Genomic DNA, 20,644 nt, shown 5'->3' with positions numbered 1-20,644 from the left:
ACGTTCTCCTAGGCTTCGCAAGCAGCCCCGGCCGGGTTGTTCACCAGGCGTTCGAGGGTGTCGCGATCCACTAATTCTTTATCCAGTTTGATGTAAACAGCCGCTTCATCGGCGACTATCACTGCATCTGTTACCCCTACGAGGGCCCTGAGGCGCTCGACCAGACCCGCTTCGCGGATCGCCTCGGGCGACAACGGCAAGCGCAGGCTCGTCACGTAGGGTGGTTCGCGCATGGTAACAGCAAAGGCCAGCCAGATGGCAGCCAGCCCGGCACATCCGAGGAACACAACCGACAGACCGCCATGCTGGAACATCCAGCCGCCAAGAATCCCGCCGAGTGCCGAACCGAGGAACTGGCTGGTGGAGTACACGCCCATGGCCGTGCCCTTGCCACCTGCCGGTGAAACCTTGCTGATCAGCGACGGCAGCGAAGCTTCCAGCAGATTGAACGCGGTAAAGAACACCACCGTCCCGATCACCAGAGCCCGCAGGCTGTCACCGAACTGCCAGAAGAATAGCTCAGTGAGCATCAGCGTCATGACGGCGCCGAGCAAAACTCGTTTCATTTTGCGTTTCTTCTCGCCGTAGATGATGAACGGGATCATGGCGAAGAAAGAGATCAGCAAGGCAGTAAGGTAGACCCACCAGTGCTGTTCCTTGGGCAGCCCGGCTTTTTCGACCAGGGCCAGGGGCAGCGCGACGAAGCTCGACATCAACATCGCATGTAACACAAAAATGCCCAGATCCAGGCGCAGCAGGTCCGGGTGCTTGAGCGTCGGCATCAACGCCTGACGCGCCACGCCAGACTCACGATGACTCAGCGGCCCGGTGGATTTCGGCACCATGAACAGCACGATCACGATCCCCACCAGCGCCATGCCGCCGGTGGCCAGGAACAGGCCGGAAAGACCGAATGCGCGAGTCAGCAGCGGACCGACCACCATGGCCACCGCGAACGACAGGCCGATGGTCATGCCGATCATCGCCATGGCCTTGGTGCGGTGCTGTTCGCGGGTCAGGTCGGAAAGCAGTGCCATGACCGCTGCGGAAATCGCGCCGGCACCCTGCAGGATCCGGCCGGCAATCACGCCCCAGATCGAGTCGGCCTGAGCCGCCAGCACGCTGCCGAGGGCAAAGACGATCAGCCCCAGGTAAATCACCGGGCGACGACCGATACGGTCGGAAATGATCCCGAACGGAATCTGGAAAATCGCCTGGGTCAGGCCGTAAGCGCCAATCGCCAGCCCGATGAGGGCCGGGGTCGCTCCCGCCAGATCCATGCCATAGGTCGCCAGTACCGGCAGCACCATGAACATGCCAAGCATACGGAAGGCGAACACCAGGGCCAGACCGCTCGCCGCGCGGGTCTCGCTGCCACTCATGCGTTCGCTGTGGGGATCGTGCATGGAAAAACCTCGTGTGAACCGGCGGCGATTCTACCAGTCCCATCGAAAGACGGGGTATATCGCGACGCTTTGCCACGTACAGATGAAACTCTCTTCATGTAAGGCGAAAAACCCTTCATTCGATAGTGTGCATCCATCCAGTATTTGGCCGTATACTCCTGTGTTTTCGATGCCCGCCGAGCGAGGCCACTTTGGACAAGATCCTGATACGTGGGGCCCGTACCCACAACCTGAAGAACATCGACCTGACCCTGCCACGGGACAAACTGATCGTCATCACCGGCCTGTCCGGATCCGGCAAGTCGTCCCTGGCCTTCGACACGCTCTACGCCGAAGGTCAGCGCCGCTATGTCGAATCCCTGTCGGCCTATGCCCGGCAGTTCCTGTCGATGATGGAAAAACCCGACGTCGACACCATCGAAGGTCTGTCGCCGGCCATCTCCATCGAACAGAAGTCGACCTCGCACAACCCGCGCTCCACGGTCGGTACCATCACCGAGATCTACGACTACCTGCGCCTGCTCTATGCGCGCGTCGGTACGCCGCGCTGCCCGGATCACGACATTCCGCTGGAAGCCCAGACCGTCAGCCAGATGGTTGACCTGGTGCTGGCACAGCCGGAAGGCAGCAAGCTGATGCTTCTGGCGCCAGTGATCCGTGAGCGCAAGGGTGAACATCTTTCGGTGTTCGAAGAGCTGCGCGCCCAGGGCTTCGTCCGCGCCCGGGTCAACGGCCGGCTCTGTGAGCTCGACGAGCTGCCAAAGCTGGATAAACAGAAAAAGCACACCATTGAAGTCGTGGTTGATCGCTTCAAGGTTCGCGCAGATTTGCAGCAGCGTCTGGCCGAGTCCTTCGAGACCGCACTGAAACTGGCCGACGGAATCGCTCTCGTAGCACCGATGGATGACGAGCCTGGCGAAGAGATGATCTTCTCCGCGCGCTTCGCCTGCCCGATCTGCGGCCACGCGATCAGCGAGCTGGAACCCAAGCTGTTTTCCTTCAACAACCCGGCCGGCGCCTGCCCGACCTGTGACGGTCTGGGGGTGAAGCAGTTCTTCGACATCAAGCGTCTGGTCAACGGTGAGCTGACCCTGGCCGAAGGCGCAATACGTGGGTGGGACAGGCGCAACGTCTATTACTTCCAGATGCTTGGCTCACTGGCTGCGCATTACGGCTTCAGCCTGGAGCAGCCGTTCAACGAACTGCCGGCGGATCAGCAGAAATACATTCTGCATGGCAGCGGTTCGCAGAACGTCGACTTCAAATACCTCAATGACCGGGGTGACATCGTCAAGCGTTCGCACCCGTTCGAAGGCATCGTGCCGAACCTCGAGCGCCGCTACCGCGAAACCGAGTCGGCCAGTGTGCGTGAAGAACTGGCGAAGTTCCTCAGCACCCAGTCCTGCCCGGATTGCCGCGGTACCCGCCTGCGTCGCGAAGCGCGGCACGTGTGGGTTGGCGAGAAAACCCTGCCGGCGGTGACCAACCTGCCGATCGGTGATGCCTGCGACTACTTCGGCGATTTGAAGATGACCGGCCGCCGTGGCGAAATTGCCGACAAGATTCTCAAGGAAATCCGTGAGCGTCTGCAGTTCCTGGTCAACGTGGGGCTGGATTACCTGTCGCTGGATCGCAGTGCGGACACGTTATCTGGTGGCGAAGCCCAGCGGATTCGTCTGGCCAGCCAGATCGGCGCCGGACTGGTCGGGGTTCTGTACATCCTCGATGAGCCGTCCATCGGCCTGCACCAGCGTGACAACGACCGTCTGCTCGGCACCCTCAAGCACCTGCGCGATATCGGTAACACGGTCATCGTGGTCGAGCACGACGAAGATGCGATCCGCCTGGCTGACTACGTAGTGGATATCGGCCCGGGTGCCGGCGTTCATGGCGGGCAAATCGTCGCCGAAGGCACGCCGGATGAAGTCATGGCGCACCCGGACTCGCTCACCGGCAAATACCTGTCGGGTCGGGTCAAGATCGAAGTGCCGGCCAAACGCACGCCGCGCAACAAGAAACAGGTGCTGTCGCTCAAAGGCGCGCGGGGCAACAACCTGCGCAATGTCGACCTCGAGATCCCGATCGGCCTGCTGACATGCGTGACCGGTGTTTCCGGCTCCGGCAAATCGACGCTGATCAACAACACGCTGTTCCCGTTGAGCGCCACGGCACTCAATGGCGCGACCACACTGGAAGCGGCAGCTCACGACAGCATCAAGGGCCTGGAGCACCTGGACAAGGTCGTCGATATCGACCAGAGCCCGATCGGTCGTACACCGCGCTCCAACCCGGCGACCTACACCGGGTTGTTCACACCGATCCGCGAGCTGTTTGCCGGTGTGCCGGAATCCCGCTCCCGTGGTTATGGCCCGGGGCGTTTCTCGTTCAACGTCAAGGGCGGTCGTTGCGAGGCTTGCCAGGGCGACGGTCTGATCAAGGTGGAAATGCACTTCCTGCCGGATATCTACGTGCCGTGCGATGTGTGCAAGAGCAAGCGCTACAACCGCGAAACCCTGGAAATCAAATACAAGGGCAAGAGCATCCACGAAACCCTCGAGATGACGATCGAGGAAGCGCGGGAGTTCTTCGACGCGGTGCCGGCGCTGGCGCGCAAGCTGCAGACATTGATGGATGTGGGCCTGTCGTACATCAAGCTTGGGCAGTCGGCGACCACGCTGTCCGGTGGTGAGGCGCAACGGGTCAAGTTGTCCCGCGAGCTGTCCAAGCGTGACACCGGCAAGACCCTGTACATCCTCGATGAGCCGACCACCGGTCTGCACTTCGCGGACATCCAGCAACTGCTCGATGTGTTGCATCGCCTGCGCGACCACGGCAACACCGTGGTAGTGATCGAGCACAACCTCGACGTGATCAAGACCGCCGACTGGCTGGTGGATCTCGGACCCGAGGGTGGTTCGAAAGGCGGGCAGATCATCGCGACCGGTACGCCGGAGGAAGTGGCCGAGATGAAGCAATCTCACACCGGTCATTACCTCAAGCCACTGCTGATCCGCGATCGGGCCTGATTGCCGGGCATGAAAAAGCCCCTGTCACTTCATCAGTGACAGGGGCTTTTTTGTATCTGACGCAATCAGGATGTGTGAGGTTGCAGGTAGTTCTGAATGCCGATCAACTTGATCAGGCCCAACTGCTTTTCAAGCCAGTAGGTGTGATCTTCTTCAGTGTCGTGCAACTGAAGTTTGAGGATATCGCGACTGACGTAGTCGCCGTGCTTCTCGCACAGCTCGATGCCTTTGCACAGTGCGGCACGAACCTTGTACTCGAGGCGCAGATCCGCTTCGAGCATGGTCTCCACCGTGGTGCCGACGTCCAGGTCATCCGGACGCATGCGCGGCGTGCCTTCGAGCATCAGAATCCGGCGCATCAGCGCGTCGGCGTGACCGGCTTCCTCTTCCATCTCGTGGTTGATTCGTTCGTAGAGCTTGGTGAATCCCCAGTCCTCATACATCCGCGAGTGAACGAAATATTGGTCACGCGCGGCCAGTTCGCCGGTCAGCAACGTGTTGAGGTAATCGATAACGTCTGGGTGGCCTTGCATCGCCCTACATCTCCCTTCTTGAAAGTCTGTAGTTTGAACCAACATGACCGCAAGGTCACTTACTTCGCGCAATAAAAGCGAAGATATTCTGAGAAAAGCAGGTTAAATAACGCAAAAACCGCCCCAATGAGGGCGGTTCTGCTTCTCGTTTAGACTTCGTTAAGCTGTACGTTGAGCAGCTTTGCGATTGCCTCTCCGTACGCCGGGTCAGCCTTGTAGAAATGCTGCAACTGACGGTCCACCACGTCACTCGAAACACCGGCCATCGCACCGGCGATATTGTTGACCAGCAAGGCTTTCTGCTCGTCGCTCATCAAACGGAACAGCGCACCCGCGTGGCTGTAGTAGTCGGTGTCTTCGCGGTGATCGTAGCGATCAGCTGAACCGCTCAAGGCCAGTGCAGGTTCGGCGTAGTGCGGCGCTTGTTTCGGCGACTCCACGTAACTGTTCGGCTCGTAGTTGGGTGCCGCACCACCGTTGCTGCCGAATGCCATCGAGCCATCCCGCTGGTAGGTGTTGACCGGGCTGCGCGGGGCGTTTACCGGCAGTTGCTGGTGATTGGTGCCTACACGGTAGCGATGCGCATCGGCATAAGCGAACACGCGACCTTGCAGCATGCGATCCGGCGAAAGGCCGACACCTGGCACCATGTTGCTTGGGCCGAACGCGGCTTGTTCGACTTCAGCAAAGTAGTTCAGCGGATTGCGATTCAACTCCAGCTCACCGACTTCGATCAGCGGGAACTCCTTCTGCGACCAGGTTTTGGTCACGTCGAACGGGTTCTCGTAATGCGCCGCGGCCTGGGCCTCGGTCATGATCTGGATGCACACGCTCCATTTCGGGAAGTCACCACGCTCGATAGCCTCGAACAAGTCGCGCTGCGCGTAATCCGGATCAGTGCCCGCCAGGCGTGCCGCATCTGCCGGCGCGAGGTTCTTGATCCCTTGCTTGGTCTTGTAGTGCCACTTCACCCAGTGACGCTCGCCTTGAGCACTGATCAAGCTGTAAGTGTGGCTACCGAAGCCGTGCATATGACGGTAGCCATCCGGGATACCGCGATCAGAGAACAGAATGGTGACCTGATGCAGCGCCTCGGGCGAGTGCGACCAGAAGTCCCACATCATCTGCGCACTTTTCAGGTTGCTCTGCGGCAGGCGTTTTTGGGTGTGGATAAAGTCAGGAAACTTCAGCGGATCACGAATGAAGAACACGGGTGTGTTGTTGCCAACGATGTCCCAGTTGCCTTCTTCGGTGTAGAACTTCAGGGCAAAACCGCGAGGGTCGCGCTCGGTGTCGGCCGAGCCACGCTCACCGCCCACTGTGGAGAATCGCAGGAAAGTCGGCGTCTGCTTACCTACAGCGGAGAACAGCTTGGCGCTCGTGTATTGCGTGATATCGCGAGTGACGGTGAAGGTGCCGTAGGCGCCCGAACCCTTGGCATGCACACGGCGTTCAGGAATGTTTTCGCGGTTGAAGTGAGCAAGCTTCTCGATCAAATGAAAGTCATCGAGCAGCAACGGTCCGCGCGGCCCGGCGGAGCGAGAGTTCTGGTTATCGGCGACTGGCGCACCGCTGGCAGTCGTAAGCGTCTTGTTCTGGCTCATGCGATCTTCTTCCTCTGTCAGTCTTGAACTGCCGGCTAATCGGCTTGTTGGGGAGTATCGATCATCAATATGACAGCCACAAATTCATTAACTCATGGCCATCAATAGAAAATAACTAACGACAAAACCCAGCACATAGTGCAGACCCAAACAGGGTAGAAGCTTGTACGAACGGTGCATTTCTTACGCGCACAAAAAACCGGGCACTAGGCCCGGTTCTTTGTTTCAGACTGACGTCTTACTCAGCGGATACAGCTTCACCGCCGACAGCACGATCAACCAGTTCGACGTACGCCATAGGCGCGTTGTCGCCAGCGCGGAAACCGCACTTGAGGATGCGCAGGTAGCCACCCTCACGGGTAGCGTAACGCTTGCCCAGGTCGTTGAAGAGCTTACCAACGATAGCTTTCGAACGAGTACGGTCGAAAGCCAGACGACGGTTAGCAACGCTGTCTGTCTTGGCCAGAGTGATCAGCGGCTCGGCAACGCGGCGCAGTTCTTTGGCTTTTGGCAGAGTAGTTTTGATCAGCTCGTGCTCGAACAGCGACACTGCCATGTTTTGGAACATGGCCTTGCGGTGCGAGCTGGTGCGGCTCAGGTGGCGACCACTTTTACGATGACGCATGGTTCATTCCTTACCAAACACTACGTTCGGTGATTACGACGATCAGGCAGTCGCCTTGTCGTCCTTCTTAAGACTTGCAGGCGGCCAGTTGTCGAGGCGCATGCCGAGGGACAGACCGCGGGAGGCCAGAACGTCCTTGATTTCAGTCAAGGATTTCTTGCCCAGGTTCGGAGTCTTCAACAGCTCTACTTCGGTGCGCTGGATCAGGTCACCGATGTAATAGATGTTTTCCGCCTTAAGGCAGTTAGCCGAACGTACAGTCAGTTCCAGATCGTCAACCGGGCGAAGCAGGATCGGATCGATCTCGTCTTCCTGCTCGACAACCACTGGCTCACTGTCACCCTTGAGGTCGACGAACGCAGCCAACTGCTGTTGCAGGATGGTTGCAGCACGACGGATAGCCTCTTCAGGATCCAGAGTACCGTTGGTTTCCAGATCAATAACCAGCTTGTCCAGGTTGGTACGCTGCTCGACACGGGCGTTTTCCACCACGTATGCGATACGGCGAACCGGGCTGAACGAAGAGTCAAGCTGCAAGCGACCGATGCTGCGGCTTTCGTCTTCATCGCTCTGACGCGAGTCGGCTGGTTCATAACCACGACCACGAGCTACGGTGAGCTTCATGTTCAGGGCGCCGTTAGACGCCAGGTTAGCGATTACGTGATCGGGATTAACGATCTCGACATCATGATCCAGCTGAATATCGGCAGCGGTAACCACCCCCGAACCCTTCTTCGACAAGGTCAGCGTAACTTCGTCACGGCCGTGCAGCTTGATAGCCAGACCTTTAAGGTTCAACAGGATTTCAATTACGTCTTCCTGTACACCTTCGATGGCGCTGTACTCGTGGAGCACACCGTCAATCTCGGCCTCGACTACTGCGCAGCCGGGCATTGAGGACAACAGGATGCGGCGCAGCGCGTTGCCCAGGGTGTGGCCGAAACCACGCTCGAGAGGCTCGAGAGTGATCTTGGCGCGGGTTGGACTGACAACCTGCACATCAATATGGCGGGGTGTCAGGAACTCATTTACCGAAATCTGCATGGATGCACCTATTTTCTAGCCCTTACTTGGAGTAGAGCTCGACAATCAGGCTTTCGTTGATGTCGGCGGACAGATCACTGCGAGCAGGAACGTTCTTGAAAACGCCCGACTTCTTCTCAGTGTCTACTTCTACCCACTCTACGCGGCCACGTTGAGCACACAGATCGAGAGCTTGGACAATGCGAAGTTGATTTTTTGCTTTCTCGCGAACAGCGACCACGTCACCAGCACGAACCTGGTACGAAGGAACGTTTACGGTCTGACCGTTAACGCTGATCGACTTGTGCGATACCAGCTGACGGGATTCGGCACGAGTCGAACCAAAGCCCATACGGTATACGACGTTGTCCAGACGGCATTCGAGCAGTTGCAGCAGGTTTTCACCGGTTGCACCTTTCTTGCCAGCAGCTTCTTTGTAGTAGCCGCTGAACTGACGCTCGAGAACGCCGTAGATACGACGGACCTTCTGCTTTTCACGCAGTTGGGTGCCGTAGTCGGACTGGCGACCGCGGCGTTGGCCGTGGATACCAGGTGCTGCTTCAATGTTGCACTTCGATTCGATCGCGCGCACGCCGCTCTTCAGGAAGAGATCGGTGCCTTCGCGACGAGCGAGTTTGCATTTTGGACCAATGTAACGAGCCATTCTTTACAATCTCCTGGATTACACGCGGCGCTTCTTCGGCGGACGGCACCCGTTGTGCGGGATTGGCGTCACGTCGGTGATGCTGGCGATCTTGTAGCCACAGCCGTTCAAAGCGCGGACTGCGGATTCACGACCTGGACCTGGGCCCTTGACGTTTACGTCGAGGTTTTTCAGGCCGTATTCCAGCGCAGCTTGACCAGCACGCTCAGCAGCTACTTGAGCAGCGAACGGGGTGGACTTGCGGGAACCGCGGAAACCCGAACCACCGGAGGTAGCCCAGGAAAGAGCGTTACCTTGACGGTCGGTAATGGTCACGATGGTGTTGTTAAAAGAGGCATGGATGTGGGCGATGCCATCAACCACTGTCTTTTTAACTTTTTTACGAGGACGAGCAGCAGGTTTTGCCATGATTAAATTCCTGTCGATTCGCTGGGGCGATTACTTGCGGATCGGCTTACGCGGACCTTTACGGGTACGCGCGTTGGTCTTGGTACGCTGACCGCGTACTGGCAGACCACGACGATGACGCAGACCGCGATAGCAACCGAGGTCCATCAAGCGCTTGATTTTCATGTTGATTTCGCGACGCAGGTCACCTTCAGTGGTGAACTTCGCCACTTCGCCACGCAGCTGTTCAATTTGCTCGTCGCTCAGATCCTTGATCTTTGCTGCTGGGTTTACCCCAGTCACTGCACAGATTTTCTGCGCAGTAGTGCGACCAACACCATAGATGTAGGTCAGCGAGATAACAGTATGCTTGTTATCTGGAATGTTAACGCCTGCAATACGGGCCATTCAGTGGGACTCCAATTGACAGCTACCTACGCCCCGGAAGCCAAGAAATAGGGCGCGAGATAATATCGCTGTAATAACAAATAATCAACCCGGCAGCGCACTAGCTGCCGGGCTTGAAGCACAATCACACTCAGCCTTGGCGCTGTTTGTGACGCGGTTCCGCGCTGCAAATTACTCGAACAACACCTTCGCGGCGAATAATCTTGCAGTTACGGCACAGCTTTTTCACCGATGCACGAACTTTCATCACCAACTCCTCGAACCTTATGGGTACTCAGCGCAACATGCCGCTGCCGTAACCCTTCAGGTTGGCTTTCTTCATCAGGGATTCGTACTGGTGCGAAACGAGGTGCGATTGTACTTGGGACATGAAGTCCATCACAACCACGACCACGATCAGCAACGAGGTCCCGCCAAGGTAGAACGGAACGTTTGCTGCAACCACCAGGAACTGGGGCAACAGGCACACGGCCGTCATGTAAAGAGCACCGAACATGGTCAAGCGAGTCAGAACGCCATCAATGTAGCGCGCAGACTGCTCACCTGGACGGATGCCCGGAATAAAGGCACCGGACTTCTTCAGGTTTTCCGCTACGTCTTTCGGATTGAACATCAACGCCGTATAGAAGAAGCAGAAGAAAATAATCCCTGCACTAAACAGCAGAATATTCAACGGCTGACCAGGAGCGATCGACTGCGAGATGTCCTGCAACCAGCCCATACCTTCAGACTGACCAAACCAGGCACCCAACGAAGCCGGGAACAGCAGAATGCTGCTCGCGAAAATAGCCGGAATAACGCCGGCCATGTTCACCTTCAGCGGCAAGTGGCTAGTCTGCGCAGCGAAAACCTTGCGGCCTTGCTGACGCTTGGCGTAGTGAACAGCGATACGACGCTGACCACGCTCAATGAACACCACGAAACCGATAATCGCTACTGCCAGCAAACCGATGGCAACCAGGGCGAAGATATTGATATCACCCTGACGCGCAGACTCGAAAGACTGCCCGATTGCTCTCGGAAGACCGGCGACGATTCCCGAAAAAATCAACATCGAGATACCGTTGCCTACACCACGCTCAGTAATCTGCTCACCCAGCCACATCATGAACATCGCACCAGCCACAAACGTGGATACCGCGACGAAATGGAAGCCAAAGTCACCAGTGAACGCAACGCCCTGCCCCGCCAGACCAATGGACATGCCAATGGCCTGGACGAGAGCGAGGACGACGGTGCCGTAGCGGGTGTACTGGCTGATCTTGCGACGGCCAGCTTCACCTTCCTTCTTCAACTGCTCCAGCTGCGGGCTGACGGCAGTCATCAGCTGCATGATGATCGATGCCGAAATGTACGGCATGATCCCCAGTGCAAAGATGCTCATCCGCTCCAGCGCGCCGCCGGAAAACATGTTGAACAAGCTAAGAATGGTCCCCTCATTCTGTCGAAACAGGTCCGCGAGTCGGTCCGGGTTGATACCTGGAACCGGGATGTGTGCGCCTATTCGGTAGACGATAATCGCCAGGAACAGAAAACGCAGACGAGCCCAGAGTTCAGACATACCGCCTTTGCCGAGCGCAGAGAGAGCACCTTGCTTAGCCATTTATTCCTCGAACTTGCCGCCAGCTGCTTCGATAGCCGCACGCGCACCTTTGGTGGCGCCGATTCCCTTGCCGATAGTGACAGCGCGAGTCACTTCACCGGACAGCATGATTTTCACACGCTGTACGTTGACGTTGATCACGTTGGCATCTTTCAGGGACTGCACGGTGACGATGTCGCCTTCCACTTTAGCCAGCTCGGACAGACGCACTTCTGCGCGGTCCATGGCTTTCAGGGAAACGAAACCGAACTTCGGCAGGCGACGATGCAGCGGCTGTTGACCGCCTTCAAAGCCTGGAGCAATGGTGCCACCGGAGCGGGAGGTCTGACCTTTGTGACCACGGCCACCAGTCTTACCCAAACCACTACCGATACCACGGCCCGGACGATGCTTTTCGCGACGGGAACCCGGCGCTGGACTCAGATCATTGAGTTTCATCGATTAACCCTCGACACGCAGCATGTAGTAAGCCTTGTTGATCATCCCGCGATTCTCGGGAGTATCCTGGACTTCTACAGTGTGACCGATGCGACGCAGGCCCAGACCCTTAACGCACAGTTTGTGGTTAGGGATGCGGCCGGTCATGCTTTTGATCAGCGTAACTTTAACGGTAGCCATGATTACTTGATCTCCTCAACACGCAGGCCACGCTTGGCTGCGATGGACTCAGGAGACTGCATAGCCTTCAGACCCTTGAAAGTGGCGTGAACCACGTTTACAGGGTTAGTCGAGCCGTAGCACTTGGCCAGAACGTTCTGAACGCCAGCAACTTCGAGGACAGCACGCATAGCGCCGCCAGCGATGATACCGGTACCTTCAGAAGCAGGCTGCATGTACACCTTCGAAGCGCCGTGGGCGGACTTCATTGCGTACTGCAGAGTGGTGCCGTTCAGATCAACCTGGATCATGTTGCGGCGAGCAGCTTCCATTGCCTTCTGGATCGCAGCAGGCACTTCACGCGACTTGCCACGGCCGAAGCCAACACGGCCCTTACCATCACCAACCACGGTCAACGCGGTGAAAGTGAAGATACGGCCGCCTTTAACGGTTTTGGCTACGCGGTTAACTTGAACCAGCTTCTCGATGTAGCCTTCGTCGCGCTTTTGGTCGTTATTTGACATAACTTAGAACTCCAGCCCAGCTTCACGAGCAGCATCAGCCAGCGCTTTTACGCGGCCGTGGTACTTGAAGCCAGAGCGGTCGAAAGCCACCTGCGAGACGCCAGCGGCCTTAGCACGCGTAGCGACCAGCTGGCCAACCTTAGTGGCCGCGTCGATGTTGCCAGTGGCGCCATCACGCAGTTCTTTATCCAAAGTCGAGGCGCTTGCCAGGACTTTGTTGCCGTCGGCCGAAATGACCTGGGCGTAGATGTGCTGCGAAGAGCGGAACACGCAGAGACGCACGACTTCGAGTTCGTGCATTTTCAGGCGTGCTTTGCGAGCGCGACGCAGTCGAGTAACTTTTTTGTCGGTCATTTGCTATGCCCTACTTCTTCTTGGCTTCTTTACGACGGACGACTTCGTCCGCGTAGCGCACACCTTTGCCTTTGTACGGCTCTGGTGGACGGAAGTCGCGGATCTCGGCGGCCACTTGACCTACCAGCTGCTTGTCGATGCCCTTGATCAGGATATCGGTCTGGCTAGGAGTCTCAGCGGTGATGCCTTCCGGCAGTTCGTAATCCACTGGGTGCGAGAAGCCAAGAGCCAGGTTCAGCACCTGACCTTTTGCTTGCGCTTTGTAACCAACACCGACCAGCTGGAGCTTGCGCTCGAAGCCTTGGCTTACGCCCTGGACCATGTTGTTTACCAACGCACGAGTGGTACCGGCCATTGCGCGAGTCTGCTGATCGCCATTGCGAGCAGCAAAACGCAGCTCACCGGCTTCTTCAACGATCTCAACGGACGAATGGACGTTCAGTTCAAGAGTACCCTTGGCACCCTTCACCGAAAGCTGTTGGCCTGCGAATTTTACTTCGACACCGGCTGGCAGCTTAACGGGGTTCTTAGCGACGCGAGACATGCTTATCCCCCCTTAGAACACAGTGCAAAGAACTTCGCCGCCGACACCGGCAGCGCGCGCAGCACGATCAGTCATCACACCTTTGTTGGTGGAGACGATAGACACGCCGAGACCGCCACGTACTTTTGGCAGCTCTTCGACGGACTTGTACTGACGCAGGCCTGGACGGCTAACGCGCTTGACTTCTTCGATAACCGGACGGCCTTCGAAATATTTCAGCTCGATAGACAGCAGTGGTTTGGTTTCGCTGCTGATCTGATAACCCGCGATGTAACCTTCGTCCTTCAGGACTTTAGCTACAGCCACCTTCAACGTGGAAGAAGGCATGCTTACGACGGACTTTTCAGCCATCTGGGCATTACGGATTCGAGTTAGCATGTCCGCTAACGGGTCCTGCATACTCATGGGCTAGACGCTCCTAATACAGAAAAATTAGCCTTGCGGCTACTACTTGTCGCCGAGAAATTCCGGGCAGAAAAACACGGGCTCAGGCGAGCCGGTCATTCTAGACACACCCCAGAAATGAATCAAGCCCCAAAAGGGGCTTGATTCATGTTCAAGGCCACCGATGGTCAGGTTCTTGCGACCCCGACCATCGAGACTTTGACAGCAATTACCAGCTGGCTTTAACCAGACCTGGAACGTCACCACGCATTGCAGCTTCACGCAGCTTGTTACGGCCCAGGCCGAACTTGCGGTAAACGCCGTGCGGACGACCAGTCAGGCGGCAGCGGTTACGCATGCGCGAAGCGCTTGCGTCACGTGGCTGCTTCTGCAGAGCTACGGTAGCTTCCCAACGCGCTTCTGGACTTGCGTTCAGATCGACGATGATAGCTTTCAGCGCTGCACGCTTGGTGGCGTACTTGGCAACGGTGAGCTGACGCTTCAGCTCACGGTTCTTCATGCTCTTCTTGGCCATTTTCCTACTCCAATCAGTTGCGGAACGGGAATTTGAAAGCACGCAGCAGAGCGCGGCCTTCATCATCGTTCTTGGCAGTGGTGGTCAGGGTAATGTCCAGACCGCGGAGAGCATCGATCTTGTCGTAGTCGATTTCCGGGAAAATGATCTGCTCTTTCACGCCCATGCTGTAGTTGCCACGACCATCGAAGGACTTGGCATTCAGGCCGCGGAAGTCGCGAACCCGAGGCAGGGAGATCGACAGCAGACGATCCAGGAACTCGTACATACGCTCACGGCGCAGGGTCACTTTGACGCCGATCGGCCAACCTTCACGGACTTTAAAGCCAGCGATGGATTTGCGAGCGTAGGTCACAACGACTTTCTGGCCGGTGATCTTTTCCAGGTCAGCAACAGCGTGCTCGATGACTTTTTTGTCGCCGATCGCTTCGCCCAGACCCATGTTCAGGGTGATTTTGGTAACGCGCGGAACTTCCATCACGTTCGAAAGCTTAAGTTCTTCCTTAAGTTTCGGTGCGATTTCCTTCCGGTAAATCTCTTTTAGTCGTGCCATGGTCTTCTACCTAGCAGTGTTCAAGCATCAACCGCTTTTTGGGTCGACTTGAAGACACGAATTTTCTTACCGTCTTCTACTTTGAAACCAACGCGGTCAGCCTTGTTGGTTTCGCCGTTGAAGATGGCGACGTTGGAAGCGTGCAGTGGCGCTTCTTTCTCGACGATACCGCCCTGTACGCCCGACATCGGGTTAGGCTTGGTATGACGCTTGACCAGGTTCAGACCACCAACAACCAGACGGTTGTCAGCAAGAACCTTCAGCACCTTACCGCGCTTACCTTTGTCTTTGCCGGCGATCACGATGATCTCGTCGTCACGACGAATCTTTTGCATGTCGGATCTCCTTACAGCACTTCTGGGGCGAGCGAGACGATCTTCATGAACTTCTCAGTACGAAGTTCACGGGTCACTGGCCCAAAGATACGGGTGCCGATCGGCTCTTGCTTGTTGTTCAGAAGAACAGCAGCGTTGCCATCAAAGCGGATAATGGAGCCATCAGCACGACGTACGCCGTGACGAGTGCGGACTACTACAGCAGTCATCACTTGGCCTTTTTTCACTTTACCGCGAGGAATTGCTTCCTTCACGGTAACTTTGATGATGTCACCGATACCAGCGTAACGACGATGGGAGCCACCCAGCACCTTGATGCACATAACGCGGCGAGCGCCGCTGTTATCGGCCACATCGAGCATGGATTGAGTCTGAATCATATAATTTCTCCGACCCCTAGCCCTTAGACTTCCACAGCGCGTTCGAGAACATCAACCAGCGCCCAAGACTTGGTCTTGGCCATCGGACGAGTTTCACGAATAGTGACTTTGTCGCCGATGTGGCACTGATTGGTTTCGTCGTGCGCGTGCAGCTTAGTCGAACGCTTAACGTATTTACCGTAGATCGGGTGCTTAACGCGACGCTCGATCAGAACGGTGATGGTTTTGTCCATCTTGTCGCTGACAACACGGCCAGTCAGCGTACGGACAGTTTTTTCGGCTTCAGCCATGATCACTTACCTGCCTGCTGGTTGAGCACAGTCTTCACGCGAGCGATGTCACGCTTAACTTGCGAGAGCAGATGAGACTGCCCCAACTGGCCAGTTGCTTTCTGCATGCGCAGATTGAACTGGTCGCGCAGCAAGCCGAGCAGTTGCTCGTTCAGCTGCTGTGCGGATTTTTCACGAAGTTCATTCGCTTTCATCACATCACCGTCCGTTTAACAAAGGAGGTGGCGAGCGGCAGCTTTGCAGCAGCCAGGGCGAAAGCCTCACGCGCCAGCTCTTCAGAAACACCCTCGATTTCATACAGGACTTTGCCTGGCTGAATCTGGGCAACCCAGTATTCCACGTTACCCTTACCTTTACCCATACGAACCTCGAGAGGCTTCTTGGAGATCGGCTTGTCCGGGAATACACGGATCCAGATCTTGCCACCACGTTTTACGTGACGGGTCAGAGCACGACGCGCTGACTCGATCTGACGAGCGGTGAGACGACCACGAGCAACAGACTTCAGCGCGAACTCGCCGAAGCTGACTTTGCTACCGCGCAGTGCCAGACCACGGTTGTGGCCGGTCATCTGCTTGCGGAACTTCGTACGCTTTGGTTGCAACATTTGGCGTACCCCTTACTTAGCAGCTTTTTTACGAGGCGCTGGTGCTTGTGGTTTCAGTTCTTCTTGGCGACCACCAATTACTTCGCCTTTGAAGATCCAAACCTTTACACCGATCACACCGTAGGTGGTGTGAGCTTCGTAGGTGGCATAGTCGATATCGGCACGCAGGGTGTGCAGTGGCACACGACCTTCGCGATACCATTCAGTACGTGCGATTTCAGCACCGCCGAGACGACCGCTCACTTGGATTTTGATGCCTTTGGCACCAATGCGCATGGCGTTCTGTACGGCGCGCTTCATGGCGCGACGGAACATCACACGACGCTCCAGCTGCTGAGCTACGCTCTGGGCAACCAGCATACCGTCGAGCTCCGGCTTGCGGATCTCTTCGATATTGATGTGCACAGGCACACCCATTTGCTTGGTCAGGTCCTGACGCAGTTTTTCAACATCTTCACCTTTCTTCCCGATAACGATACCTGGACGAGCGGTGTGGATGGTGATGCGTGCAGTTTGAGCCGGACGATGGATATCGATACGGCTTACGGACGCGCTTTTTAGTTTGTCTTGGAGATACTCACGCACCTTCAGATCTGCGAGCAAATAGTCCGCATAAGTCCGACCGTCTGCGTACCAGACGGAGGTGTGCTCCTTGACGATTCCCAGGCGAATGCCAATGGGATGTACTTTCTGACCCATCTCTTCGACTCCGTTACTTGTCAGCAACCTTGACAGTGATATGGCAAGACCGCTTGACGATGCGATCAGCACGGCCTTTGGCACGTGGCATGATGCGCTTCAGCGAACGCCCTTCGTTGACGAAAACGGTGCTGACCTTCAGGTCATCAACGTCTGCGCCTTCGTTATGCTCGGCGTTGGCTACGGCCGACTCCAGCACTTTTTTCATGATCTCGGCGGCTTTCTTACTGCTGAAAGCCAACAGGTTGAGCGCTTCGCCCACCTTCTTCCCGCGGATCTGGTCGGCGACCAAGCGGGCTTTCTGGGCGGAGATTCGAGCGCCCGACAACTTAGCGGCTACTTCCATTTCCTTACCCCTTAACGCTTGGCTTTCTTGTCTGCCACGTGCCCGCGATAGTTGCGGGTACCGGCGAACTCGCCCAGTTTGTGGCCGACCATGTCTTCGTTAACGAGAACTGGGACGTGCTGACGACCGTTGTGTACTGCGATGGTCAGACCGACCATTTGTGGCAGGATCATCGAACGGCGCGACCAAGTCTTAATTGGTTTGCGATCGTTCTTTTCCGCCGCCACTTCGATCTTCTTCAGTAGGTGAAGATCAATAAAAGGACCTTTTTTCAGAGAACGTGGCACTGTCGTATCCCTCTATTTACTTGCGACGACGGACGATCATTTTGTCGGTACGCTTATTACCACGAGTCTTCGCGCCCTTAGTCGGGAAGCCCCATGGCGATACCGGATGACGACCACCAGAGGTACGACCTTCACCACCACCATGTGGGTGGTCAACCGGGTTCATGGCAACACCACGAACGGTTGGGCGAACGCCACGCCAGCGCTTGGCACCAGCTTTACCCAGCGAACGCAGGCTGTGCTCGGAGTTCGAGACTTCGCCCAGGGTCGCACGGCACTCAGCCAGCACTTTACGCATTTCACCGGAACGCAGACGCAGGGTAACGTACACACCTTCACGAGCGATCAGCTGAGCCGAAGCACCAGCGGAACGAGCGATCTGTGCGCCTTTACCTGGCTTCAGTTCGATGCCGTGTACGGTAGAACCGACTGGAATGTTGCGCAGTTGCAGAGCGTTGCCTGGCTTGATTGGAGCCAGAGCGCCTGCGATCAGCTGGTCGCCAGCACTCACGCCTTTAGGGGCGATGATGTAGCGGCGCTCGCCGTCTGCGTAGCACAGCAGTGCGATGTGAGCAGTACGGTTTGGATCGTATTCGATACGCTCGACAGTGGCGACGATGCCATCTTTGTCGTTGCGACGAAAATCGACCATACGGTAATGCTGCTTATGACCACCACCGATGTGACGAGTGGTAATGCGGCCATTGTTGTTACGACCACCAGACTTCGATTTTTTCTCGAGCAGCGGTGCGTGAGGAGCGCCTTTATGCAGCTCCTGGTTGACCACCTTGACCACAAAACGGCGGCCAGGGGAAGTCGGTTTGCATTTAACGATTGCCATGATGCACCCCTTCCTTACTCAGCACTGCTGCTGAAATCGAGATCTTGGCCTGGCTGAAGGGAGATAACTGCCTTCTTCCAGTCATTACGCTTGCCCAGACCGCGAGCGGTGCGCTTGCTCTTACCCAGAACGTTCAGGGTAGTAACACGCTCAACTTTCACGCTGAACAGGCTTTCGACGGCCTTCTTGATTTCCAGCTTGGTTGCATCGGTAGCAACCTTGAAAACGAACTGGCCTTTCTTGTCTGCCAGAACCGTAGCCTTCTCGGAAACGTGCGGGCCAAGCAGAACTTTAAATACGCGTTCCTGGTTCATCCCAGCAGCTCCTCGAATTTCTTCACGGCCGACACGGTGATCAACACCTTGTCGTATGCGATCAGACTAACTGGATCGGAACCTTGCACGTCACGTACATCTACGTGTGGCAGGTTGCGAGCAGCCAGGTACAGGTTCTGATCAACAGCGTCAGACACGATCAGAACGTCGGTCAGGCTCATGTTGTTCAGTTTGCCCAGCAGGTCTTTGGTTTTCGGAGTTTCAACTGCGAAATCCTGAACCACGACCAGACGATCAGTACGCACCAGCTCAGCAAGGATGGAACGCATTGCTGCGCGGTACATCTTCTTGTTCAGCTTCTGGGAGTGATCCTGTGGACGAGCTGCGAAAGTGGTGCCGCCGCCGCGCCAGATTGGGCTGCGGATAGTACCGGCACGAGCACGGCCAGTACCTTTCTGACGCCATGGGCGCTTACCGCCACCACGAACGTCGGAACGGGTCTTTTGCTGCTTGCTACCTTGACGGCCGCCAGCCATGTAGGCCACGACTGCTTGGTGAACCAGCGTCTCGTTGAACTCGCCGCCAAATGTCAGTTCGGAAACTTCGATCGCTTGAGCGTCATTTACATTTAATTGCATGTCAGCTTCCCCTTAACCGCGAGCCTTGGCTGCTGGACGTACAACCAGGTTGCCGCCAGTAGCGCCAGGAACAGCACCCTTGACCAACAACAGATTGCGTTCAGCGTCCACGCGCACTACTTCCAGGGACTGCACGGTCACGCGCTCAGCGCCCATATGACCGGACATTTTTTTGCCCTTGAATACACGACCAGGAGTCTGGCACTGGCCGATAGAGCCTGGGACGCGGTGGGATACGGAGTTACCGTGGGTGTTATCTTGCCCGCGGAAGTTCCAACGCTTGATCGTACCCTGGAAGCCTTTACCTTTGGACTGACCGGTTACATCAACCAGTTGACCAGCAGCGAAGATTTCAGCGTTGATCAGATCGCCGGCCTGGTACTCGCCTTCTTCAAGGCGGAATTCCATTACGGTACGACCAGCGGCAACGTTCGCCTTGGCGAAGTGGCCAGCCTGAGCAGCTGTAACACGGGAAGCACGACGCTCGCCGACAGTGACTTGCACTGCACGATAGCCATCGGTTTCTTCAGTTTTGAACTGGGTGACGCGATTCGGCTCGATCTCAATGACCGTGACCGGAATGGAGACACCTTCTTCGGTGAAAATACGGGTCATACCCGCTTTACGACCGACTACACCAATAGTCATGTTGTAAACCTCATGAGTGTACGGGGCTTTCACCCGCTATGGCCGCCCATTTCAGAGCGTTACACGACCAAGACCGAGTCTTAGCCGAGGCTGATCTGCACTTCCACACCGGCCGCAAGATCAAGCTTCATAAGAGCATCAACGGTTTTATCCGTTGGCTGGACGATGTCCAGAACGCGCTTATGAGTGCGGATTTCGTACTGGTCACGCGCGTCTTTGTTGACGTGCGGGGAAACCAGAACGGTGAACCGCTCTTTACGGGTAGGCAGTGGAATTGGACCACGCACTTGAGCACCAGTACGTTTCGCGGTTTCCACGATTTCCTGGGTTGATTGGTCGATCAGGCGATGGTCAAAAGCCTTCAACCTGATACGGATTTGCTGATTTTGCATTGGATTTCAGACTCCGGCTGCTATTCCCACCGGGCGCAATACGCCCGTTAAAAGGAGGCGCAATTCTATAGACGCCCCAGATAGGTGTCAACCCAATAAAAAAGCCCCCGCTAAGCGGGGGCTTTTTCAACTCATC

At 56.4% G+C, this 20,644-nt stretch carries 32 protein-coding genes; 1 reads left to right on the top strand and 31 read right to left on the bottom strand.

The window, feature by feature from the left end:
- Positions 1-8: 8 nt before the first annotated feature.
- Positions 9-1,406, bottom strand: coding sequence for an MFS transporter (locus OQ248_RS13925; RefSeq protein ID WP_119428952.1), 1,398 nt, complete (start codon positions 1,404-1,406; stop codon positions 9-11).
- Between the two features lie 191 nt (positions 1,407-1,597).
- On the opposite strand from OQ248_RS13925, the gene uvrA reads away from it, so the two are divergent.
- On the top strand, positions 1,598-4,432 hold the full coding sequence (uvrA, locus tag OQ248_RS13920) for an excinuclease ABC subunit UvrA (protein WP_119428953.1): 2,835 nt from the start codon (positions 1,598-1,600) through the stop codon (positions 4,430-4,432).
- A 65-nt stretch (positions 4,433-4,497) separates the two neighbouring features.
- On the opposite strand, the gene bfr is transcribed toward uvrA, so the two are convergent.
- The 30 genes from bfr to rpsJ all read right to left on the bottom strand — a co-directional run bounded on the left by bfr (position 4,498) and on the right by rpsJ (position 20,508).
- Positions 4,498-4,965, bottom strand: coding sequence for a bacterioferritin (gene bfr / locus OQ248_RS13915; RefSeq protein ID WP_265813099.1), 468 nt, complete (start codon positions 4,963-4,965; stop codon positions 4,498-4,500).
- Between the two features lie 149 nt (positions 4,966-5,114).
- Positions 5,115-6,569, bottom strand: coding sequence for a catalase (locus OQ248_RS13910; RefSeq protein WP_119428954.1), 1,455 nt, complete (start codon positions 6,567-6,569; stop codon positions 5,115-5,117).
- 238 nt (positions 6,570-6,807) lie between these two features.
- A complete protein-coding gene (gene rplQ, locus OQ248_RS13905) occupies positions 6,808-7,194 on the bottom strand; it encodes a 50S ribosomal protein L17 (protein WP_007955635.1) in 387 nt (128 codons plus the stop codon).
- 42 nt (positions 7,195-7,236) lie between these two features.
- A complete protein-coding gene (rpoA, locus tag OQ248_RS13900) occupies positions 7,237-8,238 on the bottom strand; it encodes a DNA-directed RNA polymerase subunit alpha (RefSeq protein ID WP_003186012.1) in 1,002 nt (333 codons plus the stop codon).
- 22 nt (positions 8,239-8,260) lie between these two features.
- The gene (gene rpsD / locus OQ248_RS13895) at positions 8,261-8,881 is read right to left on the bottom strand and encodes a 30S ribosomal protein S4 (protein ID WP_003176404.1); all 621 of its coding nucleotides are present in this window, start codon (positions 8,879-8,881) and stop codon (positions 8,261-8,263) included.
- An 18-nt stretch (positions 8,882-8,899) separates the two neighbouring features.
- The gene (gene rpsK / locus OQ248_RS13890) at positions 8,900-9,289 is read right to left on the bottom strand and encodes a 30S ribosomal protein S11 (protein WP_002555466.1); all 390 of its coding nucleotides are present in this window, start codon (positions 9,287-9,289) and stop codon (positions 8,900-8,902) included.
- Positions 9,290-9,319: 30 nt separating this feature from the next.
- Positions 9,320-9,676, bottom strand: coding sequence for a 30S ribosomal protein S13 (rpsM, locus tag OQ248_RS13885; RefSeq protein ID WP_003186020.1), 357 nt, complete (start codon positions 9,674-9,676; stop codon positions 9,320-9,322).
- Between the two features lie 130 nt (positions 9,677-9,806).
- Positions 9,807-9,923, bottom strand: coding sequence for a 50S ribosomal protein L36 (gene rpmJ / locus OQ248_RS13880; protein WP_002555468.1), 117 nt, complete (start codon positions 9,921-9,923; stop codon positions 9,807-9,809).
- Positions 9,924-9,950: 27 nt separating this feature from the next.
- Entirely contained in the window at positions 9,951-11,279 is a 1,329-nt protein-coding gene (gene secY, locus OQ248_RS13875; RefSeq protein ID WP_003228718.1) for a preprotein translocase subunit SecY, read from the bottom strand.
- Complete coding sequence (gene rplO, locus OQ248_RS13870) at positions 11,280-11,717, bottom strand: 50S ribosomal protein L15 (protein ID WP_003228720.1); 438 nt, start codon at positions 11,715-11,717, stop codon at positions 11,280-11,282.
- 3 nt (positions 11,718-11,720) lie between these two features.
- Positions 11,721-11,897: a 50S ribosomal protein L30 gene (gene rpmD, locus OQ248_RS13865; protein WP_003176408.1), complete on the bottom strand. Its 177-nt coding sequence runs from the start codon at positions 11,895-11,897 to the stop codon at positions 11,721-11,723.
- A gap of 2 nt (positions 11,898-11,899) precedes the next feature.
- Positions 11,900-12,400, bottom strand: a complete 501-nt coding sequence (gene rpsE, locus OQ248_RS13860) for a 30S ribosomal protein S5 (RefSeq protein WP_007955637.1) — start codon at positions 12,398-12,400, stop codon at positions 11,900-11,902.
- Positions 12,401-12,403: 3 nt separating this feature from the next.
- On the bottom strand, positions 12,404-12,754 hold the full coding sequence (gene rplR, locus OQ248_RS13855) for a 50S ribosomal protein L18 (RefSeq protein ID WP_003186037.1): 351 nt from the start codon (positions 12,752-12,754) through the stop codon (positions 12,404-12,406).
- Between the two features lie 10 nt (positions 12,755-12,764).
- Positions 12,765-13,298, bottom strand: a complete 534-nt coding sequence (gene rplF, locus OQ248_RS13850) for a 50S ribosomal protein L6 (RefSeq protein ID WP_065259511.1) — start codon at positions 13,296-13,298, stop codon at positions 12,765-12,767.
- A 12-nt stretch (positions 13,299-13,310) separates the two neighbouring features.
- Entirely contained in the window at positions 13,311-13,703 is a 393-nt protein-coding gene (gene rpsH, locus OQ248_RS13845; protein WP_011336171.1) for a 30S ribosomal protein S8, read from the bottom strand.
- 208 nt (positions 13,704-13,911) lie between these two features.
- A complete protein-coding gene (gene rpsN, locus OQ248_RS13840; RefSeq protein ID WP_003228726.1) occupies positions 13,912-14,217 on the bottom strand; it encodes a 30S ribosomal protein S14 in 306 nt (101 codons plus the stop codon).
- 13 nt (positions 14,218-14,230) lie between these two features.
- On the bottom strand, positions 14,231-14,770 hold the full coding sequence (gene rplE / locus OQ248_RS13835) for a 50S ribosomal protein L5 (RefSeq protein WP_003210069.1): 540 nt from the start codon (positions 14,768-14,770) through the stop codon (positions 14,231-14,233).
- Between the two features lie 20 nt (positions 14,771-14,790).
- The gene (rplX, locus tag OQ248_RS13830) at positions 14,791-15,105 is read right to left on the bottom strand and encodes a 50S ribosomal protein L24 (protein WP_003186046.1); all 315 of its coding nucleotides are present in this window, start codon (positions 15,103-15,105) and stop codon (positions 14,791-14,793) included.
- Positions 15,106-15,116: 11 nt separating this feature from the next.
- Positions 15,117-15,485, bottom strand: a complete 369-nt coding sequence (gene rplN, locus OQ248_RS13825; protein WP_002555479.1) for a 50S ribosomal protein L14 — start codon at positions 15,483-15,485, stop codon at positions 15,117-15,119.
- A gap of 23 nt (positions 15,486-15,508) precedes the next feature.
- Complete coding sequence (gene rpsQ, locus OQ248_RS13820; RefSeq protein ID WP_003194644.1) at positions 15,509-15,775, bottom strand: 30S ribosomal protein S17; 267 nt, start codon at positions 15,773-15,775, stop codon at positions 15,509-15,511.
- Between the two features lie 2 nt (positions 15,776-15,777).
- On the bottom strand, positions 15,778-15,969 hold the full coding sequence (gene rpmC / locus OQ248_RS13815) for a 50S ribosomal protein L29 (RefSeq protein WP_002555481.1): 192 nt from the start codon (positions 15,967-15,969) through the stop codon (positions 15,778-15,780).
- Entirely contained in the window at positions 15,969-16,382 is a 414-nt protein-coding gene (gene rplP / locus OQ248_RS13810) for a 50S ribosomal protein L16 (protein ID WP_003228729.1), read from the bottom strand. Before rplP ends, rpmC begins: the two co-directional genes overlap by 1 nt.
- A 12-nt stretch (positions 16,383-16,394) precedes the next feature.
- Positions 16,395-17,081: a 30S ribosomal protein S3 gene (gene rpsC, locus OQ248_RS13805; protein ID WP_085688068.1), complete on the bottom strand. Its 687-nt coding sequence runs from the start codon at positions 17,079-17,081 to the stop codon at positions 16,395-16,397.
- A 13-nt stretch (positions 17,082-17,094) separates the two neighbouring features.
- Complete coding sequence (rplV, locus tag OQ248_RS13800; protein WP_003103908.1) at positions 17,095-17,427, bottom strand: 50S ribosomal protein L22; 333 nt, start codon at positions 17,425-17,427, stop codon at positions 17,095-17,097.
- Between the two features lie 11 nt (positions 17,428-17,438).
- A complete protein-coding gene (gene rpsS, locus OQ248_RS13795) occupies positions 17,439-17,714 on the bottom strand; it encodes a 30S ribosomal protein S19 (protein WP_011336172.1) in 276 nt (91 codons plus the stop codon).
- 16 nt (positions 17,715-17,730) lie between these two features.
- Positions 17,731-18,555, bottom strand: coding sequence for a 50S ribosomal protein L2 (gene rplB / locus OQ248_RS13790; protein WP_016772943.1), 825 nt, complete (start codon positions 18,553-18,555; stop codon positions 17,731-17,733).
- Between the two features lie 14 nt (positions 18,556-18,569).
- On the bottom strand, positions 18,570-18,869 hold the full coding sequence (rplW, locus tag OQ248_RS13785) for a 50S ribosomal protein L23 (protein ID WP_002555488.1): 300 nt from the start codon (positions 18,867-18,869) through the stop codon (positions 18,570-18,572).
- Positions 18,866-19,468, bottom strand: a complete 603-nt coding sequence (gene rplD / locus OQ248_RS13780; protein WP_003228735.1) for a 50S ribosomal protein L4 — start codon at positions 19,466-19,468, stop codon at positions 18,866-18,868. Before rplD ends, rplW begins: the two co-directional genes overlap by 4 nt.
- A gap of 12 nt (positions 19,469-19,480) precedes the next feature.
- A complete protein-coding gene (gene rplC, locus OQ248_RS13775) occupies positions 19,481-20,116 on the bottom strand; it encodes a 50S ribosomal protein L3 (RefSeq protein WP_007955641.1) in 636 nt (211 codons plus the stop codon).
- Between the two features lie 80 nt (positions 20,117-20,196).
- Complete coding sequence (gene rpsJ / locus OQ248_RS13770) at positions 20,197-20,508, bottom strand: 30S ribosomal protein S10 (RefSeq protein WP_003186070.1); 312 nt, start codon at positions 20,506-20,508, stop codon at positions 20,197-20,199.
- Between the last annotated feature and the right edge of the window lie 136 nt (positions 20,509-20,644).

The organism is Pseudomonas sp. COW5, assembly GCF_026240005.1.
Classification (GTDB): Bacteria; Pseudomonadota; Gammaproteobacteria; order Pseudomonadales; family Pseudomonadaceae; genus Aquipseudomonas; species Aquipseudomonas kribbensis.
This window is presented reverse-complemented; position numbering and strand designations above follow the sequence as displayed.

What these genes read in the sequence shown, in the direction of transcription:
- rplF (WP_065259511.1), bottom strand. Translation starts at nt 13,298, where the DNA reads ATGTCTCGCGTCGCTAAGAACCCCGTTAAGCTGCCAGCCGGTGTCGAA.
- rplR (WP_003186037.1), bottom strand. Translation starts at nt 12,754, where the DNA reads ATGACCGACAAAAAAGTTACTCGACTGCGTCGCGCTCGCAAAGCACGC.
- rplB (WP_016772943.1), bottom strand. Translation starts at nt 18,555, where the DNA reads ATGGCAATCGTTAAATGCAAACCGACTTCCCCTGGCCGCCGTTTTGTG.
- secY (WP_003228718.1), bottom strand. Translation starts at nt 11,279, where the DNA reads ATGGCTAAGCAAGGTGCTCTCTCTGCGCTCGGCAAAGGCGGTATGTCT.
- rplP (WP_003228729.1), bottom strand. Translation starts at nt 16,382, where the DNA reads ATGTTGCAACCAAAGCGTACGAAGTTCCGCAAGCAGATGACCGGCCAC.
- rplO (WP_003228720.1), bottom strand. Translation starts at nt 11,717, where the DNA reads ATGAAACTCAATGATCTGAGTCCAGCGCCGGGTTCCCGTCGCGAAAAG.
- rplE (WP_003210069.1), bottom strand. Translation starts at nt 14,770, where the DNA reads ATGGCACGACTAAAAGAGATTTACCGGAAGGAAATCGCACCGAAACTT.
- rplX (WP_003186046.1), bottom strand. Translation starts at nt 15,105, where the DNA reads ATGCAAAAGATTCGTCGTGACGACGAGATCATCGTGATCGCCGGCAAA.
- rpsD (WP_003176404.1), bottom strand. Translation starts at nt 8,881, where the DNA reads ATGGCTCGTTACATTGGTCCAAAATGCAAACTCGCTCGTCGCGAAGGC.
- rplC (WP_007955641.1), bottom strand. Translation starts at nt 20,116, where the DNA reads ATGACTATTGGTGTAGTCGGTCGTAAAGCGGGTATGACCCGTATTTTC.
- rplW (WP_002555488.1), bottom strand. Translation starts at nt 18,869, where the DNA reads ATGAACCAGGAACGCGTATTTAAAGTTCTGCTTGGCCCGCACGTTTCC.
- rpsN (WP_003228726.1), bottom strand. Translation starts at nt 14,217, where the DNA reads ATGGCCAAGAAGAGCATGAAGAACCGTGAGCTGAAGCGTCAGCTCACC.
- OQ248_RS13925 (WP_119428952.1), bottom strand. Translation starts at nt 1,406, where the DNA reads ATGCACGATCCCCACAGCGAACGCATGAGTGGCAGCGAGACCCGCGCG.
- rpsJ (WP_003186070.1), bottom strand. Translation starts at nt 20,508, where the DNA reads ATGCAAAATCAGCAAATCCGTATCAGGTTGAAGGCTTTTGACCATCGC.
- rpmD (WP_003176408.1), bottom strand. Translation starts at nt 11,897, where the DNA reads ATGGCTACCGTTAAAGTTACGCTGATCAAAAGCATGACCGGCCGCATC.
- rpsE (WP_007955637.1), bottom strand. Translation starts at nt 12,400, where the DNA reads ATGTCAAATAACGACCAAAAGCGCGACGAAGGCTACATCGAGAAGCTG.
- rplD (WP_003228735.1), bottom strand. Translation starts at nt 19,468, where the DNA reads ATGCAATTAAATGTAAATGACGCTCAAGCGATCGAAGTTTCCGAACTG.
- bfr (WP_265813099.1), bottom strand. Translation starts at nt 4,965, where the DNA reads ATGCAAGGCCACCCAGACGTTATCGATTACCTCAACACGTTGCTGACC.
- rpoA (WP_003186012.1), bottom strand. Translation starts at nt 8,238, where the DNA reads ATGCAGATTTCGGTAAATGAGTTCCTGACACCCCGCCATATTGATGTG.
- rpsH (WP_011336171.1), bottom strand. Translation starts at nt 13,703, where the DNA reads ATGAGTATGCAGGACCCGTTAGCGGACATGCTAACTCGAATCCGTAAT.
- OQ248_RS13910 (WP_119428954.1), bottom strand. Translation starts at nt 6,569, where the DNA reads ATGAGCCAGAACAAGACGCTTACGACTGCCAGCGGTGCGCCAGTCGCC.
- rplQ (WP_007955635.1), bottom strand. Translation starts at nt 7,194, where the DNA reads ATGCGTCATCGTAAAAGTGGTCGCCACCTGAGCCGCACCAGCTCGCAC.
- rpsC (WP_085688068.1), bottom strand. Translation starts at nt 17,081, where the DNA reads ATGGGTCAGAAAGTACATCCCATTGGCATTCGCCTGGGAATCGTCAAG.
- rpmJ (WP_002555468.1), bottom strand. Translation starts at nt 9,923, where the DNA reads ATGAAAGTTCGTGCATCGGTGAAAAAGCTGTGCCGTAACTGCAAGATT.
- rpsM (WP_003186020.1), bottom strand. Translation starts at nt 9,676, where the DNA reads ATGGCCCGTATTGCAGGCGTTAACATTCCAGATAACAAGCATACTGTT.
- rpsK (WP_002555466.1), bottom strand. Translation starts at nt 9,289, where the DNA reads ATGGCAAAACCTGCTGCTCGTCCTCGTAAAAAAGTTAAAAAGACAGTG.
- rplV (WP_003103908.1), bottom strand. Translation starts at nt 17,427, where the DNA reads ATGGAAGTAGCCGCTAAGTTGTCGGGCGCTCGAATCTCCGCCCAGAAA.
- rplN (WP_002555479.1), bottom strand. Translation starts at nt 15,485, where the DNA reads ATGATTCAGACTCAATCCATGCTCGATGTGGCCGATAACAGCGGCGCT.
- rpmC (WP_002555481.1), bottom strand. Translation starts at nt 15,969, where the DNA reads ATGAAAGCGAATGAACTTCGTGAAAAATCCGCACAGCAGCTGAACGAG.
- rpsQ (WP_003194644.1), bottom strand. Translation starts at nt 15,775, where the DNA reads ATGGCTGAAGCCGAAAAAACTGTCCGTACGCTGACTGGCCGTGTTGTC.